Source organism: Pseudomonas fluorescens NCIMB 11764 (assembly GCF_000293885.2).
Taxonomy (GTDB): domain Bacteria; phylum Pseudomonadota; class Gammaproteobacteria; order Pseudomonadales; family Pseudomonadaceae; genus Aquipseudomonas; species Aquipseudomonas fluorescens_B.
The window spans coordinates 446412-472754 of the sequence record NZ_CP010945.1 but is presented as its reverse complement, the minus strand read 5'-3'; the positions used below and the strand labels follow the sequence as shown (position 1 = coordinate 472754).

Sequence of the window (26343 nt, the reverse complement as noted above, 5' to 3'; positions counted from 1 at the left end):
GTATTTGCTTACATGACGTGCTGCTTTTCTCCCATAGATGCAGATTGGATCCACAGCTAATCTACTTCTCATGGACGTCGCGCAGGAAGCGCAAAGCAACAACACGGACACGTAGGATTCTGCCAGGACGGCGGAGTGAAATGGATGTCAGGGAAACAGTCTGCAAAGCCCCGCTTCGGCGGGGTTTTCTTTTGTCCGCAGAAAAGTAGTCAGCTCAACCCATCCAGGGTTGCCGAGCGCTCATCCGGTCCATTCATCACCTCTTCCAGCAAGGTTCGCAATAAGGCCAGCGAGGCTTGTTGCCGCTGCACATCCCGACACACCAACCCGACTTTCAGTGGCACCCGCGGTTCAGTCAGCGGTTTCCAGAGCAGTTCATGGTTGTCGAGCGCTTTCTGCGAGCGCCCCGGAAGCACGGTCGCGAGCCGGGTATGGGGCAGACTGTCGAGAATCCCCGCCATATTGTTCAGTTCCGCCTGCACCTGCGGGCGCCGCCCCAGGTTGGCCAGTTGCGTCTGCCAGATCTGCCGCACCTGAAACTCTTCACCCAGCAGCAACATCGGCAACTCGGCAGCCTGACTCATGGAGACTTTCTTGAATTCGCGCAACGGGTGATCCGCCGGGATGACGAGCGTCAGTTCATCTTCGTACAGCATCACGCCGTGCAACCCTGGCTGTCGGGGCGGCAGGTAACTGATGCCGATGTCCAGAGCGCCGTTGAGCAGCCGCCGCTCGATCTCCAACCCGGTCAGTTCATAGATTTGCACCACCAGGTGCGGCTGCGCCTTGCGCAGGCGTTCGAGCATTTGCGGCACGAGACTGGTGTGGACGGTTTGCAACACGCCAATGGCCAGCGTGCGCAGCGCTTGTCCCTTGAAATTGCCCAGCGCTTCACGTGCCCGTTGCAAACCATCCAGCAAGGGCAAGGCGTGGTTGTACAGCGTGTGGGCGGCCAGGGTAGGCAGCAGGCGTTTACTGCTGCGCTCGAACAGACTGACATCAAGGTTTTGTTCGAGGTGGCGGATCTGTTGGGACAGGGCAGGCTGAGAAATCGAAAGTCGCTCGGCGGCCCGGCCGACATGGCCCTCTTCGTAGACCGCGACGAAATAACGCAGTTGTTTGAAATCCATAAGATTTGCTTATCGAAAATACTGGGAAATCGAAATGGCTCACGGCCTTGTCTGAGCCTAGTCTAACCGCATTCACAAGGCTTACAGGGCCATAGAGCGCGATGAATACCGTTTATGCCGAGGTTGTTTGCATAGGTAAGGCAAAAAATCTCAACCGAGGTTTTTTCCGATGAACTTGTTCAATTTACGGCGAAGCGCTCCCAGCCTTGATGATCTGGCCGCGGACAGTTTCCTGCCGGCCAGCAGTGACAATCTTTCCAGCGAGTACCTGATGCCCAGTGTCGAGCGGCCGAAACAGATTTTTGTGCGCGGCCAGGGCTCCTGGTTGTGGGACGGCGATGACCGTGCCTATCTGGATTTTTCACAGGGTGGCGGGGCCAATAGCCTCGGACATAGCCCTTCTGTACTGGTCAATGCGATTACGGCGCAGGCTCAGTCACTGATCAATCCCGGTTTCGGCCTGCATAACCGCGGCATGCTCAACCTCGCCGAGCGGCTCTGCATGAGCACCGGCAGTGATCAGGCGTACCTGCTCAACAGTGGCAGCGAAGCCTGTGAAGCGGCGATCAAGCTGGCGCGCAAATGGGGTCAGCGTCATCGCGGTGGTGCTTCGCGGATCATCGTGGCCAGGCAGGGATGCCATGGCCGTAGTCTCGGGACGATTCCAGCGTCGGACAGTTCCACGCTGACCAACCGCTTCGAACCGCAACTCCCCGGCTTCAGCCACGTGCCGTTCAACGATCTTGCAGCCTTGAATGCAGCGGTTGATGCCCGGACTGTGGCAATCATGCTCGAACCGATTCAGAGCGAAGCCGGGGTGATCCCCGCCACCGAGCTTTACCTCGAGGGTGTCGAACGCCTGTGTCGTGAGCTCGGCATTCTGTTGATCTTCGACGAAGTGCAGACCGGTGTCGGTCGCCTCGGGACATTGCTCGCGGAACAACGCTACGGTGTGCGGGCAGATATCGTTGTCCTTGGCAAAGGGCTGGGCGGGGGTGTGCCTCTGGCGGCGCTGCTGGCTCGAGGCAGGGCCTGCTGTTTCGATGTCGGCGAGCTGACGGGCACCCATCATGGCAACGCGCTGATGACCGCTGCGGGTCTGGCTGTACTCGATAACGTGCAGGACAAGGGTTTTCTCGAGCATGTCCGGGAAACCGGCCAGCACTTGCGCGAAGGCCTGGCGCGTCTGGCTCATCGCTATGGTCATGGCGAACTGCGCGGTCAGGGATTGCTCTGGGGTCTTACGCTGTCCGACGATTCGGCTGCCGCCGTCGTCAAAGCAGCGCTGTACGAGGGCTTGTTGCTCGACGCCCCACAAGCCGACTGCCTGCGCTTCACCCCGGCGCTCACGGTCAGCAAGGCCAATGTCGACGAAATGCTCCTGCGCCTGGCCCGCGCCTTTTCCCGGGTGCGTACCGCACAACTGCAATGCCGCAAAGGGATTGCCGTCTGATCACAACCGCCCTACACGAATTCCCGAACCGTCTCGCGGTATAACGCATCGCCCCACGTCTGATTCTTTTGACGTGGGGCGTTTTTTTATTCGCAGATTCATTTGGATATCGGTATTCAGCCAGTATTCGCACTGAACCCTGACGAACGGTGTTGGTCGATTAGCAGTAAGGCTCACATGAGCCCACTTCAAATCAGGAGCTGCCCCATGGATTTCATTCGCATCATCATCGCCATTCTATTACCGCCACTGGGTGTGTTTCTGCAGGTCGGTTTCGCCGGCGCGTTCTGGCTGAATATTCTGCTGACGTTGTGCGGTTACATTCCTGGGATCGTGCATGCGGTCTACATCATCGCCAAACGTTGAGTTTCACGGTGTCAGATAGATCGCTTTCGCTGGCAAGCCAGCTCCTGCAGGGATTTCACCGATCCTGTAGGCGGCTTGCCGGCGATTGAAGCGACACGGTTTCAGCTTTCCAGCGCCATCACCCGCCGATAAAACAACCATTCCTGCTCCAGCGCGTGGGCCTGATTGCCGGCCTTGCGGAAGCCGTGACGTTCGTCTGCGTAATAATGTGCTTCAACCAGAATGCCGTTTTGCTGCAGCGCCTCGACCATGTCGCGGGTCTGTTGCGGCACGACCACGGCGTCCAGTTCGCCCTGAAAGAAAATCACTGGCACGCTGATGTTGCTCGCATGCTGCAATGGCGTGCGCGCGGCGTAGCGCTCGGCATCCTGTTCAGGATCACCAATCAGCCAATCCAGATAATCGCCTTCAAACTTGTGGGTCGCGCGGCCCAGTGCAACGGGATCGCTGACGCCGTAGAGGCTGGCGCCCGCGCGGAAGACCTGCTGAAACGCCAACGCGCACAGGGTGGTATAGCCGCCGGCACTGCCACCGCGAACAAACGCCTGGTCGCCGTCGATCAGTCCGCGCACGGCGAGATGGCCGACCACCGCGCAGGCGTCCTCCACATCCACCTCACCCCAACTCAAATGCAGCGCCTGGCGGTAAGCGCGGCCGTAGCCGCTGCTGCCACGGTAGTTGAGGTCGGCCACGGCGAAGCCGCGTTGCGTCCAGTACTGGATGCGCGGATCGAGCATCGGGTAGCACGCCGATGTCGGGCCCCCGTGGATGAACACCACCAGCGGCGGCTTTGTGTCGCCAGTCATCGCCGGGTAGAAAAAACCGTGAGCCTCGCCTGAACCGCTCGGGTAGCGCAGGGTTTGCGGGACGCTGATTTGCCCGGCGGGCAAGGGTGCCATTCCCCCGGCCAACACCTTGACCTGTCGGGTTTTCCGGTCGATGGCGATCACGGCGGACGAACTGACTGGCGAGGCAGCGATGCAGTAGATGAATTGGTCATCCAGTGCGAGGTGTCGGAAACGGCTGTAGTCCCCGGTGAAATCTTCTGTAGTGTCACCACCAATGCCCAGTCGACCGAATCCGTCTTCGGTCCAACTGGCCAGATAGCTGTTTTCACTCAAGGGCAGCCAGGTGCAACCACCCAACTGCCAAGGCGCGGGCCCATGATCAGCCGCAGCGCTGGGCAGCGGACGCAAAGCATTGGAAGACTCGACCCACGGCTGCCAGTAGCCGCCACGATCCGTCAGACAAAACAGGCGACCACTGTCGTCGAAGCGCGGCTGTTGCAACGACTCCTGAATACCATCGCCCGCCAGGCAACGTGCCTGAGCGAAACGGCTGTCGTCCTGGCGGTCGGCAACCATCAGGCGAGTTGCGGTCCATGGCTGGTCCGGGCGACTCCACTCGACCCAGGCCAACCGTTGAGCGTCAGGGCTCAACGTCGGCGCGGCATAAAAGTCCGCACCTTCGACCAGCAGGTGACGCGCGCCGTCCGCCAGATCGATGGCCACCAGACGATGCCGGTCTCGATGCTCTTCAACCGCCAGCACCTGCCCGTGCGCAAACTGCAGGTCGCCATAGCGGCATTCGCCAGATGTCAGCACTTCGGGCGTTTCGCCTGCCAGCGATTGGCGGTACAGCTGCTGATCCGCCTCGTTGACGAAAACCACCCCGTCATCTGTCAGGCAAAACGCCCCACCACCATATTCGTACACTCGACTGCGCACACTAAAACCCGCTGGCGTCAGGCAATGTGCCTGACCATCCCGCCAATGCCAGATGCGGCAAGCGGCGTCCTCGGGGCGGTATTCATTCCAGAACAGGCCATGCCGGCCAACCTGCAATTCGGCAAAGTCGACCCCGGCAGCGACCGCTTTGGCAGCGCTGAAAGGTTCAGCTTTTGGCGATGAGTCGTGAGTTTCGTTCATTGCGAAAGGCCAGTTGTTCGATGGTCTGGGTCGCGTGCTCGGCTTCTTCGCGGGCCTTGAGAATCACGCCGTGATGTTCCGATTTGCTGCATACCGGGTCGGCATTGCTCGCGTCACCCGTGAGCATGAACGCCTGGCAGCGGCAGCCGCCGAAGTCCTTTTCTTTTTCGTCGCACGAGCGGCACGGCTCGGGCATCCAGTCGTAGCCGCGAAAGCGGTTGAAGCCAAATGAGTCGTACCAGATGTGCTGCATGCTGTGATCACGCACGTTGGGAAACTGCACCGGCATCTGTCGGGCGCCATGACAGGGCAGGGCGGTTCCGTCCGGGGTCACTGTCAGAAAAATACTGCCCCAGCCATTCATACAGGCTTTCGGGCGTTCTTCGTAGTAGTCCGGCGTGACGAAAATCAGCTTGCACGGATGCCCTTCGGCTTCGAGTCTGGCGCGGTATTCGTTGGTGATGCGTTCGGCACGGACCAGTTGTTCCTTGGTCGGCAACAGTCCGACCCGATTGAGCTGCGCCCAACCGTAAAACTGGCAAGTGGCGAGTTCGACGAAGTCCGCCTCAAGGGCAATGCACAGCTCGATGATCCGGTCGATCTTGTCGATGTTGTGCCGGTGAGTGACGAAATTCAGCACCATCGGATAGCCGTGAGCCTTTACTGCGCGAGCCATTTCCAGCTTCTGCGCGAAGGCCTTTTTCGAGCCGGCCAGTAAGTTGTTCACTTGCTCGTCACTGGCCTGGAAGCTGATCTGGATGTGGTCCAGACCGGCTTTCTTGAAGTCGCTGATTTTCTGCTCGGTGAGGCCGATGCCGGAGGTGATCAGGTTGGTGTAGAAACCCAACTTGCGCGCCTCGGCAATCAGCTCGGCGAGGTCCTGGCGCACCAGCGGTTCGCCGCCAGAAAAGCCCAGCTGCGCGGCGCCCATTTCCCGCGCTTCGCGGAACACCTTGATCCACTGCTCGGTGCTCAGCTCTTTGCCCTGCTCGGCGAAGTCCAGCGGATTGGAGCAGTACGGACATTGCAGCGGGCAGCGATAGGTCAGCTCGGCCAGCAGCCACAGCGGCAGACCGATTTCCGGTTTGGGCGGTAACTTGTCCGACACGGAGTCAGGCAAGTTCGATCCAGTGCTGAGCACGGGCGACCTCCATGAACTGCTCGATGTCATCACCGAGCTCCGGCACGCCGGGGAACTGCGCGTCCAGTTCGGCGATGATCGCCGCGACATCGCGTTCGCCGTCGATCAAACCACCGATCAGCGCGGCGCTTTCATTGAGTTTGATCATGCCTTCCGGGTAGAGCAGCACATGGCCTTTCTGCGCCGGTTCGTACTGAAAGCGGTAGCCGGGACGCCAGGTCGGGGTCTTGCTGCGATCGAAACTCATAAGGTGATTCCTTTGTGCCAGACCCGTTGCTCGGTCACGCTGTGATACGGCGGGCGTTTCAGTTCGTAGGCCATGCTCATGGCATCGAGCATGCTCCAAAGTATGTCCAGTTTGAACTGGAGAATTTCCAGCATGCGCTCCTGGCCTTCTCGCGTCGTGTAGTGCTGCAACGTGATCGCCAGACCATGTTCCACATCGCGCCGCGCCTGGCCCAGTCGGGTGCGGAAATACTCATAGCCGGCCGGGTCGATCCACGGGTAATGCTGCGGCCAGCTGTCGAGACGCGATTGGTGGATCTGCGGCGCGAACAGCTCGGTCAGCGAACTGCTGGCGGCTTCCTGCCAACTGGCCCGGCGGGCGAAGTTGACGTAGGCGTCCACGGCGAAACGTACGCCGGGCAGCACCAGTTCCTGGGAGCGCAGTTGGTCCGGGTCGAGGCCGACGGCTTGACCCAGACGCAGCCAGGCTTCGATGCCGCCGTCTTCACCGGGGGCGCCGTCATGGTCCAGCAGACGTTGAATCCACTCGCGACGGATCTCGCGGTCCGGGCAATTGGCCAGGATGGCGGCGTCCTTCAGGGGGATGTTCACCTGATAGTAAAACCGGTTGGCAACCCAACCCTGGATCTGCTCGCGGGTCGCCCGACCTTCATACATCGCCACGTGGTACGGGTGATGGATGTGGTAGTAGGCGCCCTTGGCGCGCAGGGCCGCTTCGAATTCGGTGGGGGACAGTGGGGTGTCAGTCATTTCGGTTCTCCGGGGAAGACCGGTGGATTCTTTAGTGTCTGGACCGGCCTCATCGCCAGCAGGCCGGCTCCCACAGTTGATCGCATTCCCCTGTGGGAGCCAGCCTGCTGGCGATAGACCGCGCAGCGGTCTCGATGCCCTACAACACAATACTCATGCCGTCATACGCCACTTCAACATCGCGCCGAACCAGCTCGGCACGCTCCGGCGAATCCTCATCGAGGATCGGGTTGGTATTGTTGATATGGATAAGCACCTTGCGCTGCCTGGGCAGTTTTTCCAGCACTTCCAGCATGCCGCCGGGGCCGTTTTGCGCCAGGTGACCCATTTCCCGACCAGTTCGGGTGCCGACGCCACGGCGCTGCATTTCGTCATCGTCCCACATCGTGCCGTCCACCAGCAGGCAGTCGCTGCCGGCCATGATCTCCAGCAGCGGTGCGTCGACCTTGCCCAGGCCCGGCGCGTAGAACAGCTTGCCGCCGGTGTTCAGGTCTTCGACGATCAGTCCGATGTTGTCGCCCGGATGCGGGTCGAAGCGGTGCGGCGAGTAAGGCGGCGCAGCGCTGCGCAGTGGCAACGGGGTGAAGCGCAGACTCGGGCAGGCCGGGATGGTGAAGCTGCAGTCGAGTTCGATGCGGTTCCAGTTCAGCCCGCCGTTCCAGTGGGTCAGCATGGTGAACAGCGGGAAACCGGTGCTCAGGTCTTCATGGACCATGTCCGTGCACCAGACGTTGTGCGGGCAACCCTCGCGCAGGCTGAGCAGGCCGGTGGTGTGATCAATCTGGCTGTCCATCAGGATGATCGCGCTGATGCCGGTATCGCGCAGGGCGCGCCCCGGTTGCATCGGGGTGAAACTCTGGAGCTGGGCACGGATGTCCGGCGAGGCATTGCACAGTACCCAGTTCACGCCATCATCAGAAATCGCGATGGACGACTGGGTCCGCGCCTTGGCGTTCAGGCTCCCGTCGCGAAAACCCGCGCAGTTCACGCAGTTGCAGTTCCACTGCGGGAAACCGCCGCCGGCGGCGGAACCTAGAATCTGGACAAACATGGCCGCTCCATCAATTTCAACGCTGAAAATAAAAACGCCTCGGCAAACCGAGGCGCTGAACTGCAAGACAAACTTAGCGGCTTGCGAAGTACATGGTGACTTCAAAGCCGATACGCAGGTCGGTGTAAGCAGGTTTGGACCAGGACATGGGAGCGCTCCTTCAGGTGATGGGACAGTTGAGATCTATACATATAGTCCACCTCCAGCCGGAGATGTTCAGATAGTTAGGTGGCTATGTTACTCAAAATTACAGAGCGAAAGGCCTGCATTCTCGGAAAAAGCTAATTGCACCAGCGGTAATGATCATTTTGTCACTTGCCAAGGCGCTTCCGGTTCCGAACTGCTGGCCAGGCAGCGCCAGCCACCCTCGGCGTTGTTCAGTCGATGGGCGGCGGCGATCAGCGCGGGGCGGTCGGTGGCCAGAATCGACAAGGTCAGCTGCGTCAGGTAATCCGACGAGCGGCCTGCCAGCTTGCCTTGCCAGAGCAGTTCGGCAGCCTGGGCCAAGGGTAAGGCCGCGATGTCGAATTGATCGGCCAACGCCTGGCGCTGGGCGATGAAAGCCGCCTCGTCGATCCCCTCGACCAACCCGGGCAGGTCGCTCAGGAAGCACTCCATGTGTTCCAGCAACTTCAATGGCGAGGTGCCGGGAGACTGCACGCCAAGCAGGATTCCGGTCTGCCCATGGATCTGACGCAGTGCGCTGAACACCGCGTAACCCAATTGCAGCTCCACGCGCAGGCGCTGATAGATCGGCGTCTGACAGACAAGCGCCAACAAACGCCAGGCGGCTTCATCGCCGATGTCCTGGGTAGCTGTCGGACAGAACAGCAACAACGCGTGTTCGCTGGAGTCGCTGTCGAGCGTTGTCCAGAGGCGCTGTGAGTTGATCGAGATCGGCGTGGACGGTTGGGTGTCCGCAACGCCTGGCACCCGGCTCAGGGCCAGGCCCATTGCTGCTTGAGTGGGTGCTGAAAGGCCTGTCGCCAGACCTTCCCAGCGCGCACTTGACCATAGCCGCTGCAGGTCTGCAGAGACCTCGCTGTGTTCAAGAAGAAGATTGGGCAACGCCTTGAGCAGTTGTTTGATCGGGATCAGCGCAGGGCTTTTCGATTCTTCCTGTGAGAAATCGCTGGCAGGTTGTGTCAGCTTTTTCAGTGCATGTTCGAGAACGCTCGGCATCGGGTCCTGCAGCCCCGTCACTTTCAGCAGCCATTCATTGCCCGACGCGCTGAAGGAAAAATCGACACCTGCCTGACGTGCATCCTCGCGCAGTGGCTGCAGGTTGTTTTCCAGGCGCTGCTGAAGGCGGGGATGAGGTTCGGCCTCGAGCCGCCAACGCAAATAAATCGCGCCTTCCGCGGTGTTATCCGGCAAAGCCTGGCTGAATTGCATTGGAGAACTTTCACGACGGCTGCGCGAACGGTCCTGGGCAAATGTGCGCAAGCCACGGTGCTTGCTGGTTTGTCCGCGAATCAACCCGGCGTTTTGCGGCGGCGCTTCGGTGCGCAAGAATGGATTCGGTGCTGGTAGTTGCCATTCGCCGCTGAAGTTATCCACAGCGCCGATTTTCTTCAGGATGCCCTTGAGCGCTGCAACGCCGTGCTCGGACAGGCTGGTTTCCAACTGTTCGCTGTCGAGTCGGGCGAGTTGCAGCGCGCCGCTGACGAGTTGCTGACGCTGAATCACGACCGCGTACTCTTCACGCAGAGCGGCCCAGTCTTGCTGCGAGGCAAAAAAGCCCAGCCAATCCAGCAGCTTCTCGTGCAGGACGCTCGCCGGCGCGGTTGTTGTGAGTTCAACGTGCAGCACGGCTTGTCCGGCAAATTGGTACAGCGGCTCGGCGTTCAAGTGCTCAGCCAAACCACGTGCGCGCAATTCGGCCAGCAGCCCGCCGGGCTTCGAAGCGTTCAAACAATGGCACAGAAACGCCAAGGCTTCGGTCGATGAAATGGGCAGCGATTCGAAGGTAAACAGCAGATCAAGCCTGCGCTCGTTCACCTGTTGATAACTTGCCTCCGAAGATTCCATCAGCGGCACAGGAGCCTGTTGCGGGACGACTGCTCCCACGGGAATCGCCGCGCCGAAACTCAGCGCCATTTGCTTGAGCTCTTCGATACTTTGCGGGCCGGCCAGGCTCAGCGTCATCTGCCCGGTCTGATAAAACCGTTGATGGAAATCTTTCAACGCATTCTGAAATTCTGGCTTCGGCACCGGCAGGCTGTCGCGGTTGCCGGCATGAAAGCCGCGCAACGGATGAGTCGGTGAAAGTCCATCTAACAGCGCCTGGCGTTGCTGCGCCGTCGCGTCCTGCGACCAGGCGACAAACTCTGCCTGCAACACTTCCCGTTCCCGCTGCTGATCTTCCGGATTCATGCGCGGATGAGCGAGCATGTCCGACAGACGTTCCAGCCCACCGCTAAACGCCTGTAGCGGCAGTTCGAAAAAGAAGTCCGTGGTGCGCTCGCTGGTCCGTGCATTCACCTGCCCGCCGTGACCTTGCACGTAGGCCATCAGGCCTTGTTCGGCAGGAAAACGTGCGGTACCGAGAAACAACAGATGCTCAAGAAAATGCGCCAGGCCGGGCCATGCCAGCGGCACGTCGTGACTGCCTGCAGCGACCCGTAACGCGGCCGCACAACGCTTCAGATTCGGGGCATGACGCAGCGTCACCCGCAGACCGTTGGCCAGGGTTTCAGTGTGAGGGCGAGGGGGATTCAGCGCAGGCATGAGCACTTCCAGAACAGGGAAGCGCTAATGCTAGCGGATAACGGTCGATCAGCGCTTGTTAAGCTCGCCGTAAAGCTCCGGGCGGCGATCGAGGAAGTAGCGATTGGCGGCGCGGGAATCGACCATCAACTGACGATCCAGCTCACCGACAATCAGCGCTTCATCAAGGCCCGCCTGAGCGATGCGGCTGCCATCCGGTGCGGCGATGCTGCTTTGGCCGCAGTAGTGGATGTCGCCTTCGTTTCCGCAGTAATTGGCATACGCCACGTAACACTGGTTTTCGAAGGCGCGGGCGCGCACGGTGACGTCGGCGACGAAGTCGTAAGGAATCATGTTCGCTGTCGGTACCAGAATCAGCTCGGCGCCGGCCAGGGCCAGCCGCCGCGCATTTTCCGGAAACTCAACGTCGTAGCAGATCAGGAAGCCCAGCTTCCAGCCGTTGAGCTTCACCAGCGGAAAATCACCCTGCCCGGCGCTGAACATCGAGTGATCGAGGTCGCCGTACAGGTGAGTCTTGCGGTAGTTGCACAGGCGCTCGCCGTTGGCGTCGATCAATTGCACGGCGTTGTAGATCTGCCCGTCCGCAGTGCGCTCGGGATAGCCGTACAAAATGGCAATCCCTGCCGTTTTGGCAATGCGCGCGATCTGCTGTGCCGACTCTCCGTTGTGCACCTCCGCCAGGACGCTGACGGCATCGACGCCGATGTTGTAACCGGTCAAAAACATCTCCGGCAGCACCAGCAAGTCGGCACCTTTGGCCTCCAGCGCCAGTTGATGGAGGCGTTGCAGGTTGCCGGCGACGTCCAGGGGCAGCGGCGGACATTGGTAAAGGGCTACGCGCATTTGGAACTCCTTTTACTCGGGCAGGGCGATCGGACCGATCTCGTTGAACACATCTCCTGGACCCGGGTTCTCGGCGTGAGTTTCACCGCCGAAGTGTTTCATGATGCCCCACACCGCATTGAGCGAGGTCTGCACCGCGCCTTCGACCCACGCCGGCGTCCACGAAACGTCGTCGCCTGCGATGAAAATCCCGCGTTGTTCGGCCGGCATGTCGTCCTGCATGAAGTGAGCATACATGCGCTGGTTGTAGCGATAGTGGCCGGGCAGTGCGCCTTTGAAAGCCCCGAGGAAATGCGGGTCGGCTTCCCACGATACGGTGATCGGATCGCCGATGATTCGCGCCGCAATATCGACTTTCGGGTAGATCTTTTTCAGCGCGTTCAAGGCCAGTTCGACGCGTTTTTCCACCGGGTGCGGCAGCATTTTCAGCGCGTCACTCATCCACGAGTACGACAGGCAAATCACCCCGGGCTTGTCGTCACCGTTGTCGAACAGGTAAGTGCCACGGGTCAGGCGATCGGTGAGGGTCATGCTCATCAGATCACGACCTGTTTCCGGATCCTTGTCCTTCCAGAACGGGCGGTCGACCATCACGAAGGTTTTCGACGACTGCATGTAGCGGGTGCGGTCGAGGGCCATCCACATCTTCTGCGAGAACAGGGTTTCGTCGCATTCGATCTGCGTGGTCAGCAGCCAGCTCTGGCAGGTGGTCAGCACTGCGGCGTACTCGCGGGTGTCGCCGTTGTTATCGGTGACCGCAAAACGACCGTCCGGGGCGTGAGCGATTTTTTTAACCCCGGAGCGTGGCGCGCCTCGGTGCAGCGACTTGAGGCTGGTACCTGCGGGCCAGTGCACGCAACGCTCCGGCACATGGCGCCAGATGCCTTGCGGCACTTGTTCGACGCCGCCGACGACCAGATGTTGGTGATCGTCGCAGTTGGTCATCACGACGCGGAAGATTTCCAGCATCGAGTTCGGGAAGTCCGAGTCCCAGCCGCCGGTGCCGAAACCGACCTGGCCGAACACTTCGCGGTGATGGAACGAGAGCTTGGCGAAGGCTTCCGAGGTGGCGACAAAGTCGTAGAACGTGCGGTCGTCCCACAGCGGGACCAGGGTGTTCCAGAGCTCTTTGAGACGCGGCACGTCACGGTCGCGGATCGCTTGCTGGATATCGGAGAACTGCGAGCCGGCTTCCAGGGCGTCGGCCCAGGCGTCAGCCACTTCCTGGAACAATGCAGGAAGATCGGCCAGCTTCTGTGCGTAGTGGGTTTTGCCTTCCAGGTCGATCACGGTGCTGCCAGAGGCCGGCGTCAGCGGATTGGGAAAGGGTTTGGTCTCGAGACCGAGCTTGTCGACATAGTGGTAAAACGCCGTGGACGACACCGGGAAGCGCATGCCGCCCAGTTCGGCGACGATGCCATCGGTCCCGTTGAACGCCTGGGAACGCAGGCGGCCGCCCAATTTAGAGGCTTCGTAGACGACGGGCTTGAGGCCCAGTTTCATCAGTTCATAGGCAGCGACCAATCCGGCAATGCCTGCGCCGACAATCGCCACTTCGGCGCCGTGGTTGTGCTCGGGAATACTGCCGAGGCCGGCCGGGTGCTCGATCCAGTCGTCGAAGCCGAATGGAAAGTCCGGGCCGAAAATGGTGACTGGTTTCTTACCGTCTGCAGGATGGCGATTGTTCTTGTTCATGGCTGACCTTGCTGGCGACCGGACGCGGGATGCGCGTCTGAGTATAGGAAAAGATGGCAGCCATTCTAGAGAGCGTAGAACACGTTAATAAGACGCAATGTGTCGTCGTTTTGCTAATTAATTGATCAAAGTGACGATCTATGACTACACACTGGCTAATGTGGAAGCGGGCTTGCTCGCGAATGCGGCGGATCAGCCAACACTAATGCCGGCTGACACGCGCTCTTCGCGAGCAAGCCCGCTCCCACAGGGAATCGCGTTTAAACCGGCTGCCCGCGATCAATCTTGCTGCTCAAAATGATCGACGTGGTCGTCTTCTCCACCCCATCCACGCTCCCGATCTGATCCAGCAACTGATCCAGCTGCTCCGGCGAATCGGTCCTTAACCACGCCACATAATCAAATTCACCACTGACCGCACACAACTGCTGCACCTGTGCCATCGCACTCAACCGCCGCAACACTTCCTTGCCCGAGCGCGGTTGCACCGTGATCCCGACGTACGCCTGCAAGCCGCCGTCCACCACCCGTTGACCCAACCTCACGCCATACCCGGTGATGACCTTGGCTTTTTCCAGCCGCGCCAGCCGTGACGTCACGGTGGTACGAGCGATGCCCAGCTGCCGGGCGAGCATGGCCACGCTTTCGCGGGCATTGAGCTGCAGGGCCGCGATCAATTGGCGGTCTATTTCGTCAAGCACAGGCGGGCGAGTGTCAGGCAAAGGTTGTCTCCAGCAACACACATCAATGGGTCCGCATGTTACAGCACCAATCGCATGCAGGATGTTTGGTCTAGCCTCAGTACCGTTCAGGCATTTTCACCTGCGAGACGGCCTACACCTGCACCGTCTACGGCAAAGTCTTCGCACTGGACACCGACACCGGCGCGCAACGCTGGAAGGGTGGACGCAAACCGTCAGGCATAGTCGAATGGGCTATCGAGGGATGTGAGGCGATGGACATGACGAACAGGATGCCTTCCGTTGTACGGGATCACGCATTACAGATCGCCCATCACGAAATGGGCCACTACGTCGTGGCCCGCGCATTGGGGTTTGCAACGGGCGGCGTGACCCTGTCGGTGACCATGGACTTGCGGCATCAAGGGGGCGCCGCCATTACCCTGGCGCGCCCGATTTCGTCGATGGAAGCAATGAAAGCGCATTTGGAAGCGCGGATGATGGTCCTGTTGGCCGGCGCTATGGGGCAGACATTGTCTTCATCCGGGAAGCGCGTCGACAAGTCGAAAGCCGTAGCCATCCTGAAAGGCGCGCAGGGGGCGGAGCAGGATTACGCCAAAGTAAAAGAGTTGCAGCATTTGCTGCGCAATATCACCTGTCCCGAAACGGACCCTGCGTCATCTGAGCGTATTTCGGCTGAGCTTAAAGCGATGACGGATCGTGTATGGAGTCGAACTCAGGAAGTCGTCGAGGATCTGGCGGATACGATTACCGAATTGGGAAGCGTGCTGGTCGACAGCATGGTCATCGTAGAGCAGTGGGGCAGGGCGGCGGATACGTATGAGGTCGTTTTTACCCGGGAAATGATTGAGCGGTTGGGGCCAGTGCAAGCCATTCCCGCGTTGGGTGTCTGGGCGTAGCGTACCGGTCGATCCTGATGTGAAAGCCCCGAATTCTCGGGGCTCATTCCACGGCCAATTCGTCGCTATTTTTTGGGCTTCGCCTCGGTCCGATCGGGCACTCGCTCCAGCACCTTCACCGCATCATCAATCACTGCCTTGCTCATCGCCGTCAAATAATGCGCGGCCCAGATATGTCGGTCGGTATCGCGGTTAAAGGCAGCGTCTCTGGTCAGTTCCTTGGAAAGGAACAGAAAATCGGAGGCCATGGCTAACGCATCACTGAGGGGAACGTCTCGCGTGACATGGAACAGCGGTTGGTTCGAGCAGTAGATGAAGGGGGTGAGGCCGATGGTTTTCAGTTCTGAGGATGCTGAAGGGTTCGCTTTTGTCATTGTGTAGCTCCTAATTTGGGAGGCTGTCGCATTCGTTTCCAAGCGAATGGGTGACAGCTGTGCGCAGGTTGGAAAACCGGGAAATTAGGAAACCGGCACGTCCGAAGACGTCCCGCGCACAGCCGCCATAACTCAAGAGCTCAAGCCAGGAAAGCCTTTGCAATCGTGAAGAGGCGCTGTTGCGAATAATTTCGACGGGTTTCCAAGCCCGATCGCTGAATGGTCAGCGACGTCCCGAGACTATCCCGTCGAAGAAAAGCGCAACAAGGCATCAAAGTGCCCAAAAAGGACGATTCGGAGTTTGCCTACAAGGTCTGCGGACGTCATCCGATATTCCGACACCAGAAGTAAACAAAACCAAACGCCAGACGCGAACACCCAGCTCCAGCGAGCAACCACCGTTAACAATTTCATTGGCAACCCGAGTGGTCGCTCGGCCGCTTACGCCTAGAGTTATTCCCTTGAGATCATATTCCTTGGGTGACATATTGGTATGGGTTGGGAAGTGGAATACACCGATGAATTTGAAGGCTGGTGGGATCGCCTCAACGAAGCAGAGCAGGACTCCGTACAGGCAACAGTGATGTTGCTAGGTTATGAGGGACCGCACTTGGGTTTTCCTTACACCAGCGATATCAAGGGCTCCCGGCATGGCAACCTCCGAGAGTTAAGGGTGCAACATGCTGGCAGACCCTACCGTGTGCTGTATGCCTTTGATCCTCGGAGATGCGCGATCCTGTTGATCGGCGGTGATAAAACCGGCCACGATCGTTGGTATCTGAAGCACGTGCCGCTAGCCGAACGTCTGTACGACGAGCATTTGGAAACTTTGAAGAACGAGGGCTATGACAATGGCTAAAAAATTCGCTGATTTAGTGGCGGGGCGCTCGCCTGAGACTCAGGATCGTGTCGACGCGCTGGTTCGAAAGATGCGAGCGGAAATGCCGTTGCACGAGTTGCGACAGGCTCAGGCATTGAGCCAGGAAACGTTGGCCAAAACCCTGCATGTCAATCAGGCGGCGATTTCGAGGATGGAGCGCCGCACTGACATGTACATCAGCACGTTGCGCAACTACATACGCGCAATGGGCGGCGAACTGGAAATCATCGCGACCTTTCCTGAGGGTCAGGTAAAGATCGAAAACTTTGCAAACTGAGCGACTTAAAAATCAGGGCTACAAAAAGTCAGCCACTTCAGACACGAAAAAGCCGCGCATTCAGCGCGGCTTTTTTGTTTGGTGGGCCCACACGGACTTGAACCGTGGACCAAAGGATTATGAGTCCTCTGCTCTAACCAACTGAGCTATAGGCCCTCAGTAGGCCGCGGATTATAGCGACGGTTTCTCGGCTGTGCTATCCGAAAAATCCGATACGGCTATACGAAGAAACGTCGCGGCGAATTCGTCCGCCGGCAAGGGCAGGCTGACGATGTAGCCCTGAATCTGTTCGCAGCCTTCCTCCGCGAGGAATTGCTGCTGCGCGAACGTCTCGACGCCCTCGGCTATGACGGTGAATTGCATGCTGCGCCCCAGCGCGATGATCGCGCGAACAATGGCCGCGTCATGGGGGTCATCCGGCAGGCCGCGGACGAACGACTGGTCGATCTTGAGGATGTCCAGCGGCAGGCGCTTGAGGTAACTCAGGGATGAATAGCCGGTTCCGAAGTCATCGATGGCCAGTTGCACGCCCAGGTGTTTGAGTTGATGCAGCACCGCCAGCGCTTCCTCGGCCTGGCTCATGATGAAGTTTTCGGTAATTTCCAGTTGCAATAATCCGGGCTGAAGACGGTTGTCCTTGAGCAGTTGTTCGATCCGGCCGAGCAGGTTGGGCTGGCGCAGTTGCGCGCCGGCGAGGTTGACTGACAATGGGCCGAGGCATTCATAAGTCAGGTTCCATTCGTACATCTGCCGGCATGCGGTCTCGAGCACCCAGTCGCCGATCTGCAGAATCATCCCGTTCTCTTCGGCCAAGGGAATGAAGTGCTCCGGCGGCACGGCGCCGAAAGTCGGGTGATGCCAGCGGATGAGGGCTTCTGCACCCACCAGGCGATTGTCGTCCAGGCTGATTTTCGGCTGGTAATGCAGCGACAGTTCATTGCGCTCGATGGCACGGCGCAGTTCGTGTTCCAGTGCGACCCGCTCGCTGGCCTGAGCGGTCAGGTCACGGGTATAACTCTCGACCCGGTTGCGGCCCTTGGCCTTGGAGCGGTACATCGCCGCGTCGGCGTTCTTGACCAGTGTGGCGACGTCGCAACCGTCCTTGGGGTAGAGGCTGGTGCCAATGCTGGCGCTGATGAAGAACTCGTGCTCGCCCGCCTGGAATGGCGCAGAGAAGCAGTTGAGCAACTTGGTTGCGATGTTGTCGGCGTCGCTCGACTGTTGCAGGCCGGGCAGCAGGATGATGAATTCGTCACCACCGAGGCGCGCCACGGTATCGATGTCGCGCAACTGGTCCTTGAGGCGCACGGCGATGCCCTTGAGCAGCAGGTCGCCGACCGGGTGGCCGAGGCTGTCGTTGATGTGTTTGAAGCGGTCAAGATCGAGGAACAATACGGCGCCCTGGCCGCCGTTTTCCTGCTGATTGTTGAGTGCAGTCAGCAGTCGGCTCTCGAACAGCGTGCGGTTCGGCAAGCCCGTCAGCGGGTCGTGGTGCGCCTGGTAATCGAGTTTGGCCTGCGCGTGCTTGAGGCTGGAAATGTCCGCGAATACGGCGACAAAGTGGGTGATGAACTTGTCGCGGTTGCGCACGGCGCTGATGGTCAGCCAGCTTGGATAGAGCTCTCCGTTCTTGCGCCGGTTGGAAATCTCGCCCTGCCAATGGCCTTCGGCCGTCAGTTGATGCCACATGGCCGCGTAGAAAGCGCTGTCATGCAGGCCCGAGGCGAGCAAGCGAGGGGTGTGGCCGAGGGCCTCGCTTTCGCTGTAGCCGGTGATTTCGGTAAACGCGCGGTTGACCGCGCTGATGTGCTGCTGGGTGTCGGTGATCAACACGCCCTCGGCGGTGCTCTCGAACACGGTCGCCGCCTGTTGCAGTTTTTCCTGCATCAGGTGGCGCTCGGTGATGTCCCTCGCGATGGTCAGCATGCAATCTTCGTCGCCAATCGGCAGCGGACGGCTCGACACTTCGCAGAGGCGGATCTGCCCGTCGCTGCGACGGATATGGCAACTGAAGTCGCGGACGAAACCGTCCCGATGCAGCAGGTCGAGCATCTGTTTGCGTTCGTTGAGATTGACCCAGATTCCCAACTCCAACGCCGAGCGGTCCACGGACATCGCGCTATTGAAGCCGGTAATGCGGCTGAAACCCTCGTTGACCTCCAGCAGCAAACCGTCGCTCTGCCGGGACAGCAACAAACCGTCAGGCGAGGCGTGGAAAGCCTTGGCGAATTTTTCTTCGGAGGTTTGCAGCTGTTGCTGGGTTTCCTTGAGCTGGCTGATATCCCGCACGACCACCACCAGCGCCGGGGTGGTGTCGAGGTCGAAGGGTTCGGCAGAGATCAGGCCGGTAAAAACCTGGCCATTGTTGCGGCGAAAGGGCATTTCCAGGTTACGGATGCTGCCGGCCTGCAAGCGCTGCAGCAAGCCCGGCCCGACGCCGGGGACGCCCCAGATATTGAGGTCGGTGGCCGTCTGGCCGATGACGTCTTCTGCCTTGAGGCCGATCTGTTCTTCAAACGCTTCGTTGACCTCCAGCAGGCAGCCGTCGGAAAGACGCGCAATGACCAGGATGTCCGGGCATTGCTGGAAGACCGAGGCGAACTTCTGTTCCGACAGGCGCAGCGCCTCTTCGGTGCGCTTGGCCTCGCTGATGTCGATCATCAGGCCGCGCATCACCGGCTCATGACCGTGCTCGATCAGGCTGACGATGTCGCGTACCCATATGCAGCGTCCATCGGCAGTGATGACCCGGTAATCGAGGCTGTGATCGCGCCCGGCCAGCACTTCCTGATCGCAGAAGGTCTGGGCACGGGTCAGGTCGGCGGGGTGGATGATGTTGCGCCAGAAGCCTGGAATCAGCCAATGGGCCAAGGGGTAGCCGAGCAATTCTTCGGCGTGGGGCGACACATAGCTGTAGGTGAAGTCGGTGATCCGCGCCTCCCAGGCAATGGCCGAAAGACTCTCCACCAGCCCGCGGTAATGGTATTCGCTGCTGCGCAGCTCCTGTTCCAGGTCGACGCGGCGGGCGATTTCCGAACTGAGGCGGCGGTTGATCCGAATCACGACCGCCAGCACCGTCATCAGTAGCAGCAGTCCCGGCAGGCCGTACACCAGCAGATCGGACCAGAATGTTCGATGATCGAGAACATTGCCGACCCAATGCTCCTGAATGGAGCTGATTTCAGCCGGGGTCATGTCTGCCAGGACTTTGTCGAGGATGCCGACCAGAATCTTGTTTTCCCGGGGCACACCCATGGCCAGTTGATAGCGATAGGGTGTTTCGCCGCTGACATACAGTCCGTCGAGTTTGAGCTGTCGCAGGCTCCAGACACTGGAGGCGAGATCGCCGACCACCGCGTCCACTTCATCGGTCGCCAGTGCCTGCAAGGCTGAGCTGACGTTGGGCAATCCGACCAGGTTCAGATCGGGATGCTGAGTGCGCAGCAGTTCATGGGGCGCGTAGTTTTCCACCACGGCGATTTTCAGGCCGTACAGGTCTTCGAGTTTGCGCGGTTGCGCGCCGCCGACGTGGGCAAGTATGACAATTGGAAAGTCGAGGTAGGGACGCGTAAATGACAGGTATGCCTGGCGTTCCGGGGTCGACATGATGCCCGGTAACAGGTCCAGTTTGGCTTGCTTGGCCTGTTCGAGAACAACCGTCCAGCTCACGGGTTCGATGGGCGTGAGCTTGATAGCCAGGCGTTGGCGGATCAGGTTGATGTAGTCCGCCGCAAGGCCCTGATAGCGGCCCTGATCATCGCGAAACTCGAAGGGTGGCCATGACGCATCCACACCCAGGCGCAAGTCCGGGTGGGCCGCCAGCCAGCTACGTTCTTCGTCGGTCAGAGTCAGCGCGCCAGCCGTTGCGGTCCAGGTCATCAGCGACAGCAAAAAAAGCACGGTCGGCAGTCTGGGCATAACGGTCTCGTTATGGCTCGGGGAATGCTTCGAGTGTAGACGGGCTATTCGGCGGGAGGGAGGTGCGAGGGATTTTATCTGCACAAAGCAAAACCCCCGGCCTGGGCCGGGGGTTTTGTGATCACTCGTCGAGGAAGGAGCGCAAATGCTCGCTTCTCGTCGGGTGGCGCAGCTTGCGCAGCGCCTTGGCTTCGATCTGGCGAATCCGTTCACGGGTCACGTCGAACTGTTTACCAACCTCCTCGAGGGTGTGGTCGGTATTCATATCGATACCGAAGCGCATGCGCAGAACCTTGGCTTCACGGGCAGTGAGGCCGGACAGGACTTCGCGAGTCGCTTCTTTAAGGCTCTCAACGGTAGCAACATCGATTGGCGACTGCATGGTCGAGTCTTCGATGAAGTCACCCAGATGGGAGTCTTCGTCATCACCGATCGGGGTTTCCATGGAGATCGGCTCTTTAGCGATCTTCAATACCTTGCGGATCTTGTCCTCAGGCATTTCCATGCGTTCGCCCAGCTCTTCCGGGGTCGGTTCGCGACCCATTTCCTGCAACATCTGCCGGGAAATACGGTTGAGCTTGTTGATCGTCTCGATCATGTGCACCGGAATACGGATGGTGCGGGCCTGGTCGGCGATCGAGCGAGTGATCGCCTGACGGATCCACCAGGTGGCATAAGTCGAGAATTTGTAGCCGCGGCGGTATTCGAACTTGTCTACCGCTTTCATCAGACCGATGTTGCCTTCCTGGATCAGATCGAGGAATTGCAGGCCACGGTTGGTGTACTTCTTGGCGATGGAGATCACCAGACGCAAGTTCGCTTCAACCATCTCTTTCTTCGCGCGGCGGGCCTTGGCCTCACCGATCGACATGCGACGGTTGATGTCCTTGATCTCGGCGATCGTCAAACCGGTTTCGGTTTCCAGCGCGGTCAGCTTCTGCTGGCAACGAATGATGTCCGGCTGCAGGCGACCAATGGCTTCAGCGTATTTGCTTTTGCCTTTGGCCAGTGCATCGGTCCAGCTTTCGTCGACTTCATTGCCCGGGAACTGGCGCAGGAAATCGGCACGCGGCATGCGGGCATCACGAACGCACAGTTGCATGATCGCGCGCTCTTGCTGACGCAGACGATCCAGGGCACTGCGAACACGCTCGACCAGGCCTTCGAATTGCTTCGGTACCAGTTTGATCGGCATGAACAGCTCAGCCAGCAGCAACAGTTCGGCAATCGCCGCCTTGTTGTTGCGACCGTGCTTTTTCAGCGCCTTGCGGGTGATTTCCATCTGATCGGAGACAGCGCCAAAACGCTGTGCCGCGATGACCGGATCCGGGCCGCTTTCGGCTTCTTCTTCGTCATCCGTTGCTTCGGCGTCATCGTCGTCGGTGTCGTCGTCCGCTTTCACGGCTTTCGGATCGACTGGCGGCGGCACTTCTGCAGCAGGCGGCGCAATGCCGTCGTCCGGGTCGATATAACCGCTCAGGACGTCGGACAGGCGGCCACCTTCGGTGGTGACGCGAGTGTACTCGGAGAGAATATGGTCAACCGTGCCAGGGAAGTGCGCGATTGCGCCCATCACTTCGCGGATGCCCTCTTCAATACGTTTGGCGATTTCGATTTCGCCTTCACGTGTGAGGAGCTCTACCGTACCCATTTCACGCATGTACATGCGCACTGGGTCGGTGGTGCGACCAATGTCGGTCTCGACCGCTGCCAACGCTGCTGCTGCCTCTTCGGCCGCGGCTTCGTCGGTATCGGCGTCGGCCAGCATAAGGGAATCCTTATCTGGCGCAACCTCGAATACGTTGATCCCCATGTCATTGATCATGCGGATGATGTCTTCCACCTGTTCCGGATCTGAAATATCCTCCGGCAGGTGGTCGTTGACCTCCGCGTAAGTCAGGTAGCCCTGCTCACGACCAAGTGTGATCAACTCTTTGATACGAGACTGCTGTTGCGCTTTTCCGGACATAACACCCTATCCACTGAAGGTCTTGGCGGGCAAAAAACAAGCCGAGGATTATACCTGAGCTATGACCTCACGCGCCAGTTGAGGTCGGGTTTGGTGTAGCCATATTGCGTTTTAATAGGTCGCGCATCTGATTTGCGATCTGATTTGCTTCCTCTGCGGTCAATCCTGGCTGCCTTGCTTTTCTGATAAGTGCTTCAAGGCTATCGGTGTGTTGACCGGCTGATAGCCTAGTAATGGTGTCTAAAAACTGTTGTTCAAGGTTATCGCCCTTAATCAGCCATTCCTTTTCCGCCAATGCTTTGAGCAGACGTCCCTGTTCTGTCCCGTGCCAGCGGGCCATTAACTGAATTGAGTTTAGCTTAGGATTTTTTTGCACCGCCTCGATGAGGGCCACCAGCAGTTGTGCGTAGGTGTTGCTCTCATTGGCGAAGTGATCGGCGGTTTCTACCTTGCCGGCCAGTTCCGGGTGATGAATGAGCGTGCGAAGTGCAATCAGTGTCGGGGCTTCCACGGCAATCGGTGTGCGCGGAGCGCTCGGTTGATCGCGATCACCGCCACGCTTGCCATTCTTGTCCCAGGGTTTCTTGTCCCATTTCTTGCCGCCGGCACCGGGTTTCTTCGGCGTCCATTCCTGCTGCGGCACATACATCTCTTGTGCCTGCGGCTGATGGTAGTCGCTGTAGTCCGGCATGGCGTCGTAATCGATGCCCGGGTCGTAGGCCGGTGGCGCGTCTTGAGGCGCGCTTTGTACCAGTTGGCTCACGGCCTCGCCGCTGAGGCCGGTGATTTCGGTCAGGCGCTGACGCATCAGGATGCGCAGGTTCGCACCCGGGACCTTGTCGATCAGCGGCGCGGCGAGGGTGGCCATGTGGGCCTTGCCTTCGAGCGAGCGCGGATCGGATTCCTCGGTCAGCTGCTGAAAGAAATAATCTGCCAGTGGCTGTGCGTGCTGATTGATTCGCGCGCGGAACGCGTCAGTGCCTTCGGAGCGGACCAGCGTGTCCGGGTCCTCGCCCTCAGGCAGGAACAGGAAACGTGCACGGCGCCCGTCTTGCAGGCAGGGCAGGGTGGCCTCCAGCGCTCGCCACGCGGCGTTGCGGCCAGCCTGGTCGCCGTCGAAGCAGAACAACACGTTGGGCACAACGCGAAACAGTCGTTTCAAATGCTCTTCGCTGGTGGCGGTGCCCAGCGTGGCGACGGCATTGCGCAAGCCTTGTTGGGCGAGGGCTATGACATCCATGTAGCCTTCGACGACGATGATTTCATCGAGATTGCGGTTGTTTTTGCGTGCTTCATAAAGGCCGTAGAGTTCCTGGCCCTTATGGAATACCGGGGTTTCCGGTGAGTTCAGGTATTTCGGTTTGTCATCGCCCAGTACCCGGCCGCCGAAAGCGATGATGCGCCCGCGGCTGTCGCGGATCGGAAACATCACGCGATCGCGGAAGCGGTCATAGCGTTTTCCGGTTTCGGCGTTTTCGATCAGCAGGCCGGCATCGACCATGGCTTTCTGTTGCAGGGTGTCGCTGCTCAAGTGCTTGAACAGATTGTCCCAGCCAGGCGGGGCGAAACCGAGGCCAAAATCCCGGGCAATCTCGCCGGTCAGTCCGCGACCCTTCAGGTAATCCACAGCGGCTTTACGCGATGGATGGCTTTTCAGTGCCTGGCGGTAGAAATCGGCTGCGGCGGTGAGAAGCGGGTATAGCGGCGAATCGGTCGGCTGCCGCGGTTTGTGCGGCCGGCCGCTTTCTTCGCGGGGGATTTCCATGCCGGCGGCTTTGGCCAGTTCTTCGACAGCCTGGATGAAGTCCAGGTTGTCGTGGTCCATCATGAAGCCGAGGGCGTTTCCGCCAGCGCCGCAGCCGAAGCAGTAATAGAACTGCTTGTCGGGACTGACGCTGAAGGAGGGGGTTTTCTCTTTGTGGAACGGGCAGCAGGCAGTGTAGTTCTTGCCGGCCTTTTTCAGTTGCAGGCGCGAGCTGACCACATCGACGATGTCGGTGCGGTTCAGAAGGTCGTCAATGAAGCTCTGGGGAATTAGCCCGGCCATGGCGTTCTCGTCATCTGCGCTGAAATGGACCCGAAACGAAGGGCGGCCGAATACAGGTCGTAGTTTGAGGCGCGCAAAATGTGCGGCTCGACCAGTGTCGTCTGCGTAATCGCTGTCGGGAAGTGTATCTGCCGAAAATCCACTGACGTTAATGCCAATCAGTATTCGACTATTTGAAAGTGTTTCGCTGAATCCGCTGCGGCCAGTCGATGGCCTCGGATAGCTCATAAGCGGGCACGCAAGAAGGTGCCTTGGGCTGATCGTCGTGAGAGGAATCAGTGGGTGTGCTCGTCAGTAGCCTTGGAAGGCTCGTCAGAAAAGACGTGCACCGCTGGCAAAAGAGCCAGGTCTGACGCTGTGAAGCGGGTTTGTCTCGGTCGCATGTGCGGCTTTGACGGTGAAGCATCAAGCGATTTCCGCAAATGCCATAAGCCCGGCTGAGGGCCGGGCTTGGCAGAAGCTTGCTACGATCGTCTGTGTATTAGTACAGACGAACGGCGCGGCGCTGTTCGCGCTGAACTTTCTTGGCGTGACGCTTAACAGCGGCTGCTGCTTTGCGCTTACGCTCAGAAGTTGGCTTCTCGTAAAATTCGCGGCTACGAACTTCAGCCAGTACACCGGCTTTTTCGCAGGAGCGCTTGAAACGACGCAGAGCTACGTCGAAGGGTTCGTTCTCTTTTACTTTGACGGCTGGCATCCAGAGCTACCTTCATTCATTACCGGGGTCAACATCCTCGCGGCAAAAGAGCACTTGAAGACGTCGGTTTTTAAGGGTTGCGGATGTTAACCCCTCATCGACCGGAATGCAAAGCCTCTGATCGAAAACCGCTAGTCGGCGCATCCCGTGGCGACTATTATGCGCGCCTTCGAATTCAGCCTAAACAGGGCGCAAACCCATGCTAGTACTGGGCTTAGAAACCTCTTGCGACGAGACAGGTGTCGCATTATACGACAGTGAACGCGGCCTGCTGGCCGATGCGTTGTTCAGCCAGATCGACCTGCATCGCGCCTATGGTGGCGTGGTGCCGGAGCTGGCGTCGCGCGATCACGTCAAACGCATGCTGCCCTTGATTCGTCAGGTGTTGGCTGAAGCTGACTGCGTGCCGACCGAGATCGATGCGATTGCTTACACCGCGGGTCCCGGGCTGGTTGGTGCGCTGCTGGTGGGGGCTTCCTGCGCTCAGGCGCTGGCCTTTGCCTGGGGCATTCCGGCCCTCGGCGTGCACCACATGGAAGGCCACTTGCTGGCGCCAATGCTGGAGTCGAAACCACCAGAGTTCCCGTTCGTCGCTTTGTTGGTGTCCGGCGGTCATACGCAGCTGGTTCAGGTCGACGGGATCGGTCAATACACGCTCTTGGGCGAGACCCTTGATGATGCGGCCGGTGAAGCGTTCGACAAGACGGCAAAGATGATGGGGCTGAATTATCCGGGCGGTCCGGAAATCGCTCGCCTGGCGGAACAGGGCGTTGCAGGGCGTTTCACCTTTCCGCGTCCGATGTGCGACCGCCCGGGTCTGGCATTCAGCTTCAGCGGCCTGAAGACATTTGCCCTGAACACCTGGCAGCAGAGCGTCAACGCCGGGGACGACAGCGAGCAAGCCCGTTGCGACATCGCGCTGGCGTTCCAGCAGGCCGTGGTGGAGACTTTGACCATCAAGTGCAAGCGTGCCCTGAAACAGGCGGGTATGAAGCGTCTGGTGATCGCTGGCGGCGTCAGCGCGAACAAGGCGCTGCGTTCTTCTCTGGAGAAAATGCTCGGCGACCTGAAGGGCGACGTCTTTTACGCCCGTCCGGAGTTCTGCACCGACAATGGCGCGATGATCGCGTTCGCTGGCTGCCAGCGTTTGCAGGCCGGTCAGCATGAAAGCCTGGCGATCAGCGTTCAGGCGCGCTGGCCGATGGAGCAATTGTCGGGGCTGTGATGAGCGGCGCTCACGTGCGGTAT

General features: G+C 59.4%; 22 protein-coding genes and 1 tRNA gene. 6 read left to right on the top strand and 17 right to left on the bottom strand.

Features of this window, described 5'->3' with window-relative positions; translation table 11 throughout:
- Positions 1 to 209: 209 nt before the first annotated feature.
- The gene (locus B723_RS02255) at positions 210 to 1130 is read right to left on the bottom strand and encodes a LysR family transcriptional regulator (RefSeq protein ID WP_017341143.1); all 921 of its coding nucleotides are present in this window, start codon (positions 1128 to 1130) and stop codon (positions 210 to 212) included.
- Between the two features lie 169 nt (positions 1131 to 1299).
- Here B723_RS02255 and B723_RS02250 point away from each other — a divergent pair, with 169 nt between their 5' ends.
- Both B723_RS02250 and B723_RS31825 read left to right on the top strand, forming a co-directional pair.
- Complete coding sequence (locus B723_RS02250; protein ID WP_017341142.1) at positions 1300 to 2583, top strand: aspartate aminotransferase family protein; 1284 nt, start codon at positions 1300 to 1302, stop codon at positions 2581 to 2583.
- A 207-nt stretch (positions 2584 to 2790) separates the two neighbouring features.
- Positions 2791 to 2949: a YqaE/Pmp3 family membrane protein gene (locus B723_RS31825; protein WP_007904205.1), complete on the top strand. Its 159-nt coding sequence runs from the start codon at positions 2791 to 2793 to the stop codon at positions 2947 to 2949.
- Between the two features lie 101 nt (positions 2950 to 3050).
- On the opposite strand, the gene B723_RS02245 is transcribed toward B723_RS31825, so the two are convergent.
- The 10 genes from B723_RS02245 to B723_RS02205 form a co-directional block, all read right to left on the bottom strand.
- Positions 3051 to 4877 (bottom strand): S9 family peptidase, encoded by a 1827-nt coding sequence (locus B723_RS02245; RefSeq protein ID WP_017341141.1) that lies wholly within the window; start codon positions 4875 to 4877, stop codon positions 3051 to 3053.
- Positions 4843 to 6018: a pyrroloquinoline quinone biosynthesis protein PqqE gene (gene pqqE / locus B723_RS02240; RefSeq protein ID WP_031319161.1), complete on the bottom strand. Its 1176-nt coding sequence runs from the start codon at positions 6016 to 6018 to the stop codon at positions 4843 to 4845. Before pqqE ends, B723_RS02245 begins: the two co-directional genes overlap by 35 nt.
- On the bottom strand, positions 5990 to 6265 hold the full coding sequence (gene pqqD / locus B723_RS02235; protein WP_008024193.1) for a pyrroloquinoline quinone biosynthesis peptide chaperone PqqD: 276 nt from the start codon (positions 6263 to 6265) through the stop codon (positions 5990 to 5992). The genes pqqE and pqqD overlap by 29 nt, the downstream gene beginning before the upstream one ends.
- Complete coding sequence (gene pqqC / locus B723_RS02230) at positions 6262 to 7014, bottom strand: pyrroloquinoline-quinone synthase PqqC (protein WP_017341139.1); 753 nt, start codon at positions 7012 to 7014, stop codon at positions 6262 to 6264. The genes pqqD and pqqC overlap by 4 nt, the downstream gene beginning before the upstream one ends.
- Positions 7015 to 7153: 139 nt before the next feature.
- Entirely contained in the window at positions 7154 to 8065 is a 912-nt protein-coding gene (gene pqqB, locus B723_RS02225; protein ID WP_017341138.1) for a pyrroloquinoline quinone biosynthesis protein PqqB, read from the bottom strand.
- Positions 8066 to 8138: 73 nt separating this feature from the next.
- A complete protein-coding gene (gene pqqA / locus B723_RS31820) occupies positions 8139 to 8213 on the bottom strand; it encodes a pyrroloquinoline quinone precursor peptide PqqA (protein WP_009045898.1) in 75 nt (24 codons plus the stop codon).
- Positions 8214 to 8368: 155 nt separating this feature from the next.
- Positions 8369 to 10795 carry a pyrroloquinoline quinone biosynthesis protein PqqF gene (pqqF, locus tag B723_RS02220; protein ID WP_017341137.1) on the bottom strand — a complete coding sequence of 809 codons (2427 nt, stop codon included), beginning with the start codon at positions 10793 to 10795 and terminating at the stop codon, positions 8369 to 8371.
- Between the two features lie 48 nt (positions 10796 to 10843).
- Complete coding sequence (locus B723_RS02215; protein ID WP_017341136.1) at positions 10844 to 11638, bottom strand: carbon-nitrogen hydrolase family protein; 795 nt, start codon at positions 11636 to 11638, stop codon at positions 10844 to 10846.
- A gap of 12 nt (positions 11639 to 11650) precedes the next feature.
- Positions 11651 to 13333 carry a flavin monoamine oxidase family protein gene (locus tag B723_RS02210; RefSeq protein ID WP_017341135.1) on the bottom strand — a complete coding sequence of 561 codons (1683 nt, stop codon included), beginning with the start codon at positions 13331 to 13333 and terminating at the stop codon, positions 11651 to 11653.
- Between the two features lie 260 nt (positions 13334 to 13593).
- Complete coding sequence (locus B723_RS02205; protein WP_031319160.1) at positions 13594 to 14055, bottom strand: Lrp/AsnC family transcriptional regulator; 462 nt, start codon at positions 14053 to 14055, stop codon at positions 13594 to 13596.
- A gap of 239 nt (positions 14056 to 14294) precedes the next feature.
- On the opposite strand from B723_RS02205, the gene B723_RS02200 reads away from it, so the two are divergent.
- Positions 14295 to 14933: a peptidase M41 gene (locus B723_RS02200; RefSeq protein ID WP_031319159.1), complete on the top strand. Its 639-nt coding sequence runs from the start codon at positions 14295 to 14297 to the stop codon at positions 14931 to 14933.
- A gap of 65 nt (positions 14934 to 14998) precedes the next feature.
- Here the strand turns inward: B723_RS02200 and B723_RS02195 are convergent, their stop codons facing one another.
- The gene (locus B723_RS02195; RefSeq protein WP_017341132.1) at positions 14999 to 15307 is read right to left on the bottom strand and encodes a DUF3077 domain-containing protein; all 309 of its coding nucleotides are present in this window, start codon (positions 15305 to 15307) and stop codon (positions 14999 to 15001) included.
- Between the two features lie 493 nt (positions 15308 to 15800).
- On the opposite strand from B723_RS02195, the gene B723_RS02190 reads away from it, so the two are divergent.
- Together B723_RS02190 and B723_RS02185 are read left to right on the top strand one after the other, a co-directional pair.
- Complete coding sequence (locus B723_RS02190; RefSeq protein ID WP_017341131.1) at positions 15801 to 16166, top strand: type II toxin-antitoxin system RelE/ParE family toxin; 366 nt, start codon at positions 15801 to 15803, stop codon at positions 16164 to 16166.
- Positions 16159 to 16464: an XRE family transcriptional regulator gene (locus B723_RS02185; RefSeq protein ID WP_017341130.1), complete on the top strand. Its 306-nt coding sequence runs from the start codon at positions 16159 to 16161 to the stop codon at positions 16462 to 16464. The genes B723_RS02190 and B723_RS02185 overlap by 8 nt, the downstream gene beginning before the upstream one ends.
- A gap of 79 nt (positions 16465 to 16543) precedes the next feature.
- Here the strand turns inward: B723_RS02185 and B723_RS02180 are convergent.
- The 5 genes from B723_RS02180 to rpsU all read right to left on the bottom strand — a co-directional run bounded on the left by B723_RS02180 (position 16544) and on the right by rpsU (position 25095).
- Positions 16544 to 16620, bottom strand: a tRNA-Ile gene (locus B723_RS02180).
- 15 nt (positions 16621 to 16635) lie between these two features.
- Entirely contained in the window at positions 16636 to 20382 is a 3747-nt protein-coding gene (locus B723_RS02175) for a bifunctional diguanylate cyclase/phosphodiesterase (protein ID WP_017341129.1), read from the bottom strand.
- A gap of 121 nt (positions 20383 to 20503) precedes the next feature.
- Positions 20504 to 22351 (bottom strand): RNA polymerase sigma factor RpoD, encoded by a 1848-nt coding sequence (gene rpoD, locus B723_RS02170; RefSeq protein WP_017341128.1) that lies wholly within the window; start codon positions 22349 to 22351, stop codon positions 20504 to 20506.
- Positions 22352 to 22418: 67 nt separating this feature from the next.
- On the bottom strand, positions 22419 to 24398 hold the full coding sequence (gene dnaG / locus B723_RS02165; RefSeq protein WP_017341127.1) for a DNA primase: 1980 nt from the start codon (positions 24396 to 24398) through the stop codon (positions 22419 to 22421).
- A 481-nt stretch (positions 24399 to 24879) separates the two neighbouring features.
- The gene (gene rpsU, locus B723_RS31815; protein ID WP_002551877.1) at positions 24880 to 25095 is read right to left on the bottom strand and encodes a 30S ribosomal protein S21; all 216 of its coding nucleotides are present in this window, start codon (positions 25093 to 25095) and stop codon (positions 24880 to 24882) included.
- A 199-nt stretch (positions 25096 to 25294) separates the two neighbouring features.
- Between rpsU and tsaD the strand changes: the two genes are divergently transcribed.
- Positions 25295 to 26320: a tRNA (adenosine(37)-N6)-threonylcarbamoyltransferase complex transferase subunit TsaD gene (gene tsaD / locus B723_RS02155; RefSeq protein WP_017341126.1), complete on the top strand. Its 1026-nt coding sequence runs from the start codon at positions 25295 to 25297 to the stop codon at positions 26318 to 26320.
- Positions 26321 to 26343: the final 23 nt, after the last annotated feature.

Coding starts and splice junctions, on each gene's coding strand:
- B723_RS02255 (WP_017341143.1), bottom strand. CDS start 1,130: ATGGATTTCAAACAACTGCGTTATTTCGTCGCGGTCTACGAAGAGGGC.
- B723_RS02200 (WP_031319159.1), top strand. CDS start 14,295: ATGACGAACAGGATGCCTTCCGTTGTACGGGATCACGCATTACAGATC.
- rpoD (WP_017341128.1), bottom strand. CDS start 22,351: ATGTCCGGAAAAGCGCAACAGCAGTCTCGTATCAAAGAGTTGATCACA.
- B723_RS02215 (WP_017341136.1), bottom strand. CDS start 11,638: ATGCGCGTAGCCCTTTACCAATGTCCGCCGCTGCCCCTGGACGTCGCC.
- pqqD (WP_008024193.1), bottom strand. CDS start 6,265: ATGAGTTTCGATCGCAGCAAGACCCCGACCTGGCGTCCCGGCTACCGC.
- B723_RS02185 (WP_017341130.1), top strand. CDS start 16,159: ATGGCTAAAAAATTCGCTGATTTAGTGGCGGGGCGCTCGCCTGAGACT.
- B723_RS02195 (WP_017341132.1), bottom strand. CDS start 15,307: ATGACAAAAGCGAACCCTTCAGCATCCTCAGAACTGAAAACCATCGGC.
- tsaD (WP_017341126.1), top strand. CDS start 25,295: ATGCTAGTACTGGGCTTAGAAACCTCTTGCGACGAGACAGGTGTCGCA.
- pqqC (WP_017341139.1), bottom strand. CDS start 7,014: ATGACTGACACCCCACTGTCCCCCACCGAATTCGAAGCGGCCCTGCGC.
- dnaG (WP_017341127.1), bottom strand. CDS start 24,398: ATGGCCGGGCTAATTCCCCAGAGCTTCATTGACGACCTTCTGAACCGC.
- B723_RS02175 (WP_017341129.1), bottom strand. CDS start 20,382: ATGCCCAGACTGCCGACCGTGCTTTTTTTGCTGTCGCTGATGACCTGG.
- B723_RS02250 (WP_017341142.1), top strand. CDS start 1,300: ATGAACTTGTTCAATTTACGGCGAAGCGCTCCCAGCCTTGATGATCTG.
- B723_RS31825 (WP_007904205.1), top strand. CDS start 2,791: ATGGATTTCATTCGCATCATCATCGCCATTCTATTACCGCCACTGGGT.
- pqqF (WP_017341137.1), bottom strand. CDS start 10,795: ATGCCTGCGCTGAATCCCCCTCGCCCTCACACTGAAACCCTGGCCAAC.
- B723_RS02210 (WP_017341135.1), bottom strand. CDS start 13,333: ATGAACAAGAACAATCGCCATCCTGCAGACGGTAAGAAACCAGTCACC.
- B723_RS02245 (WP_017341141.1), bottom strand. CDS start 4,877: ATGAACGAAACTCACGACTCATCGCCAAAAGCTGAACCTTTCAGCGCT.
- pqqB (WP_017341138.1), bottom strand. CDS start 8,065: ATGTTTGTCCAGATTCTAGGTTCCGCCGCCGGCGGCGGTTTCCCGCAG.
- B723_RS02190 (WP_017341131.1), top strand. CDS start 15,801: ATGGGTTGGGAAGTGGAATACACCGATGAATTTGAAGGCTGGTGGGAT.
- rpsU (WP_002551877.1), bottom strand. CDS start 25,095: ATGCCAGCCGTCAAAGTAAAAGAGAACGAACCCTTCGACGTAGCTCTG.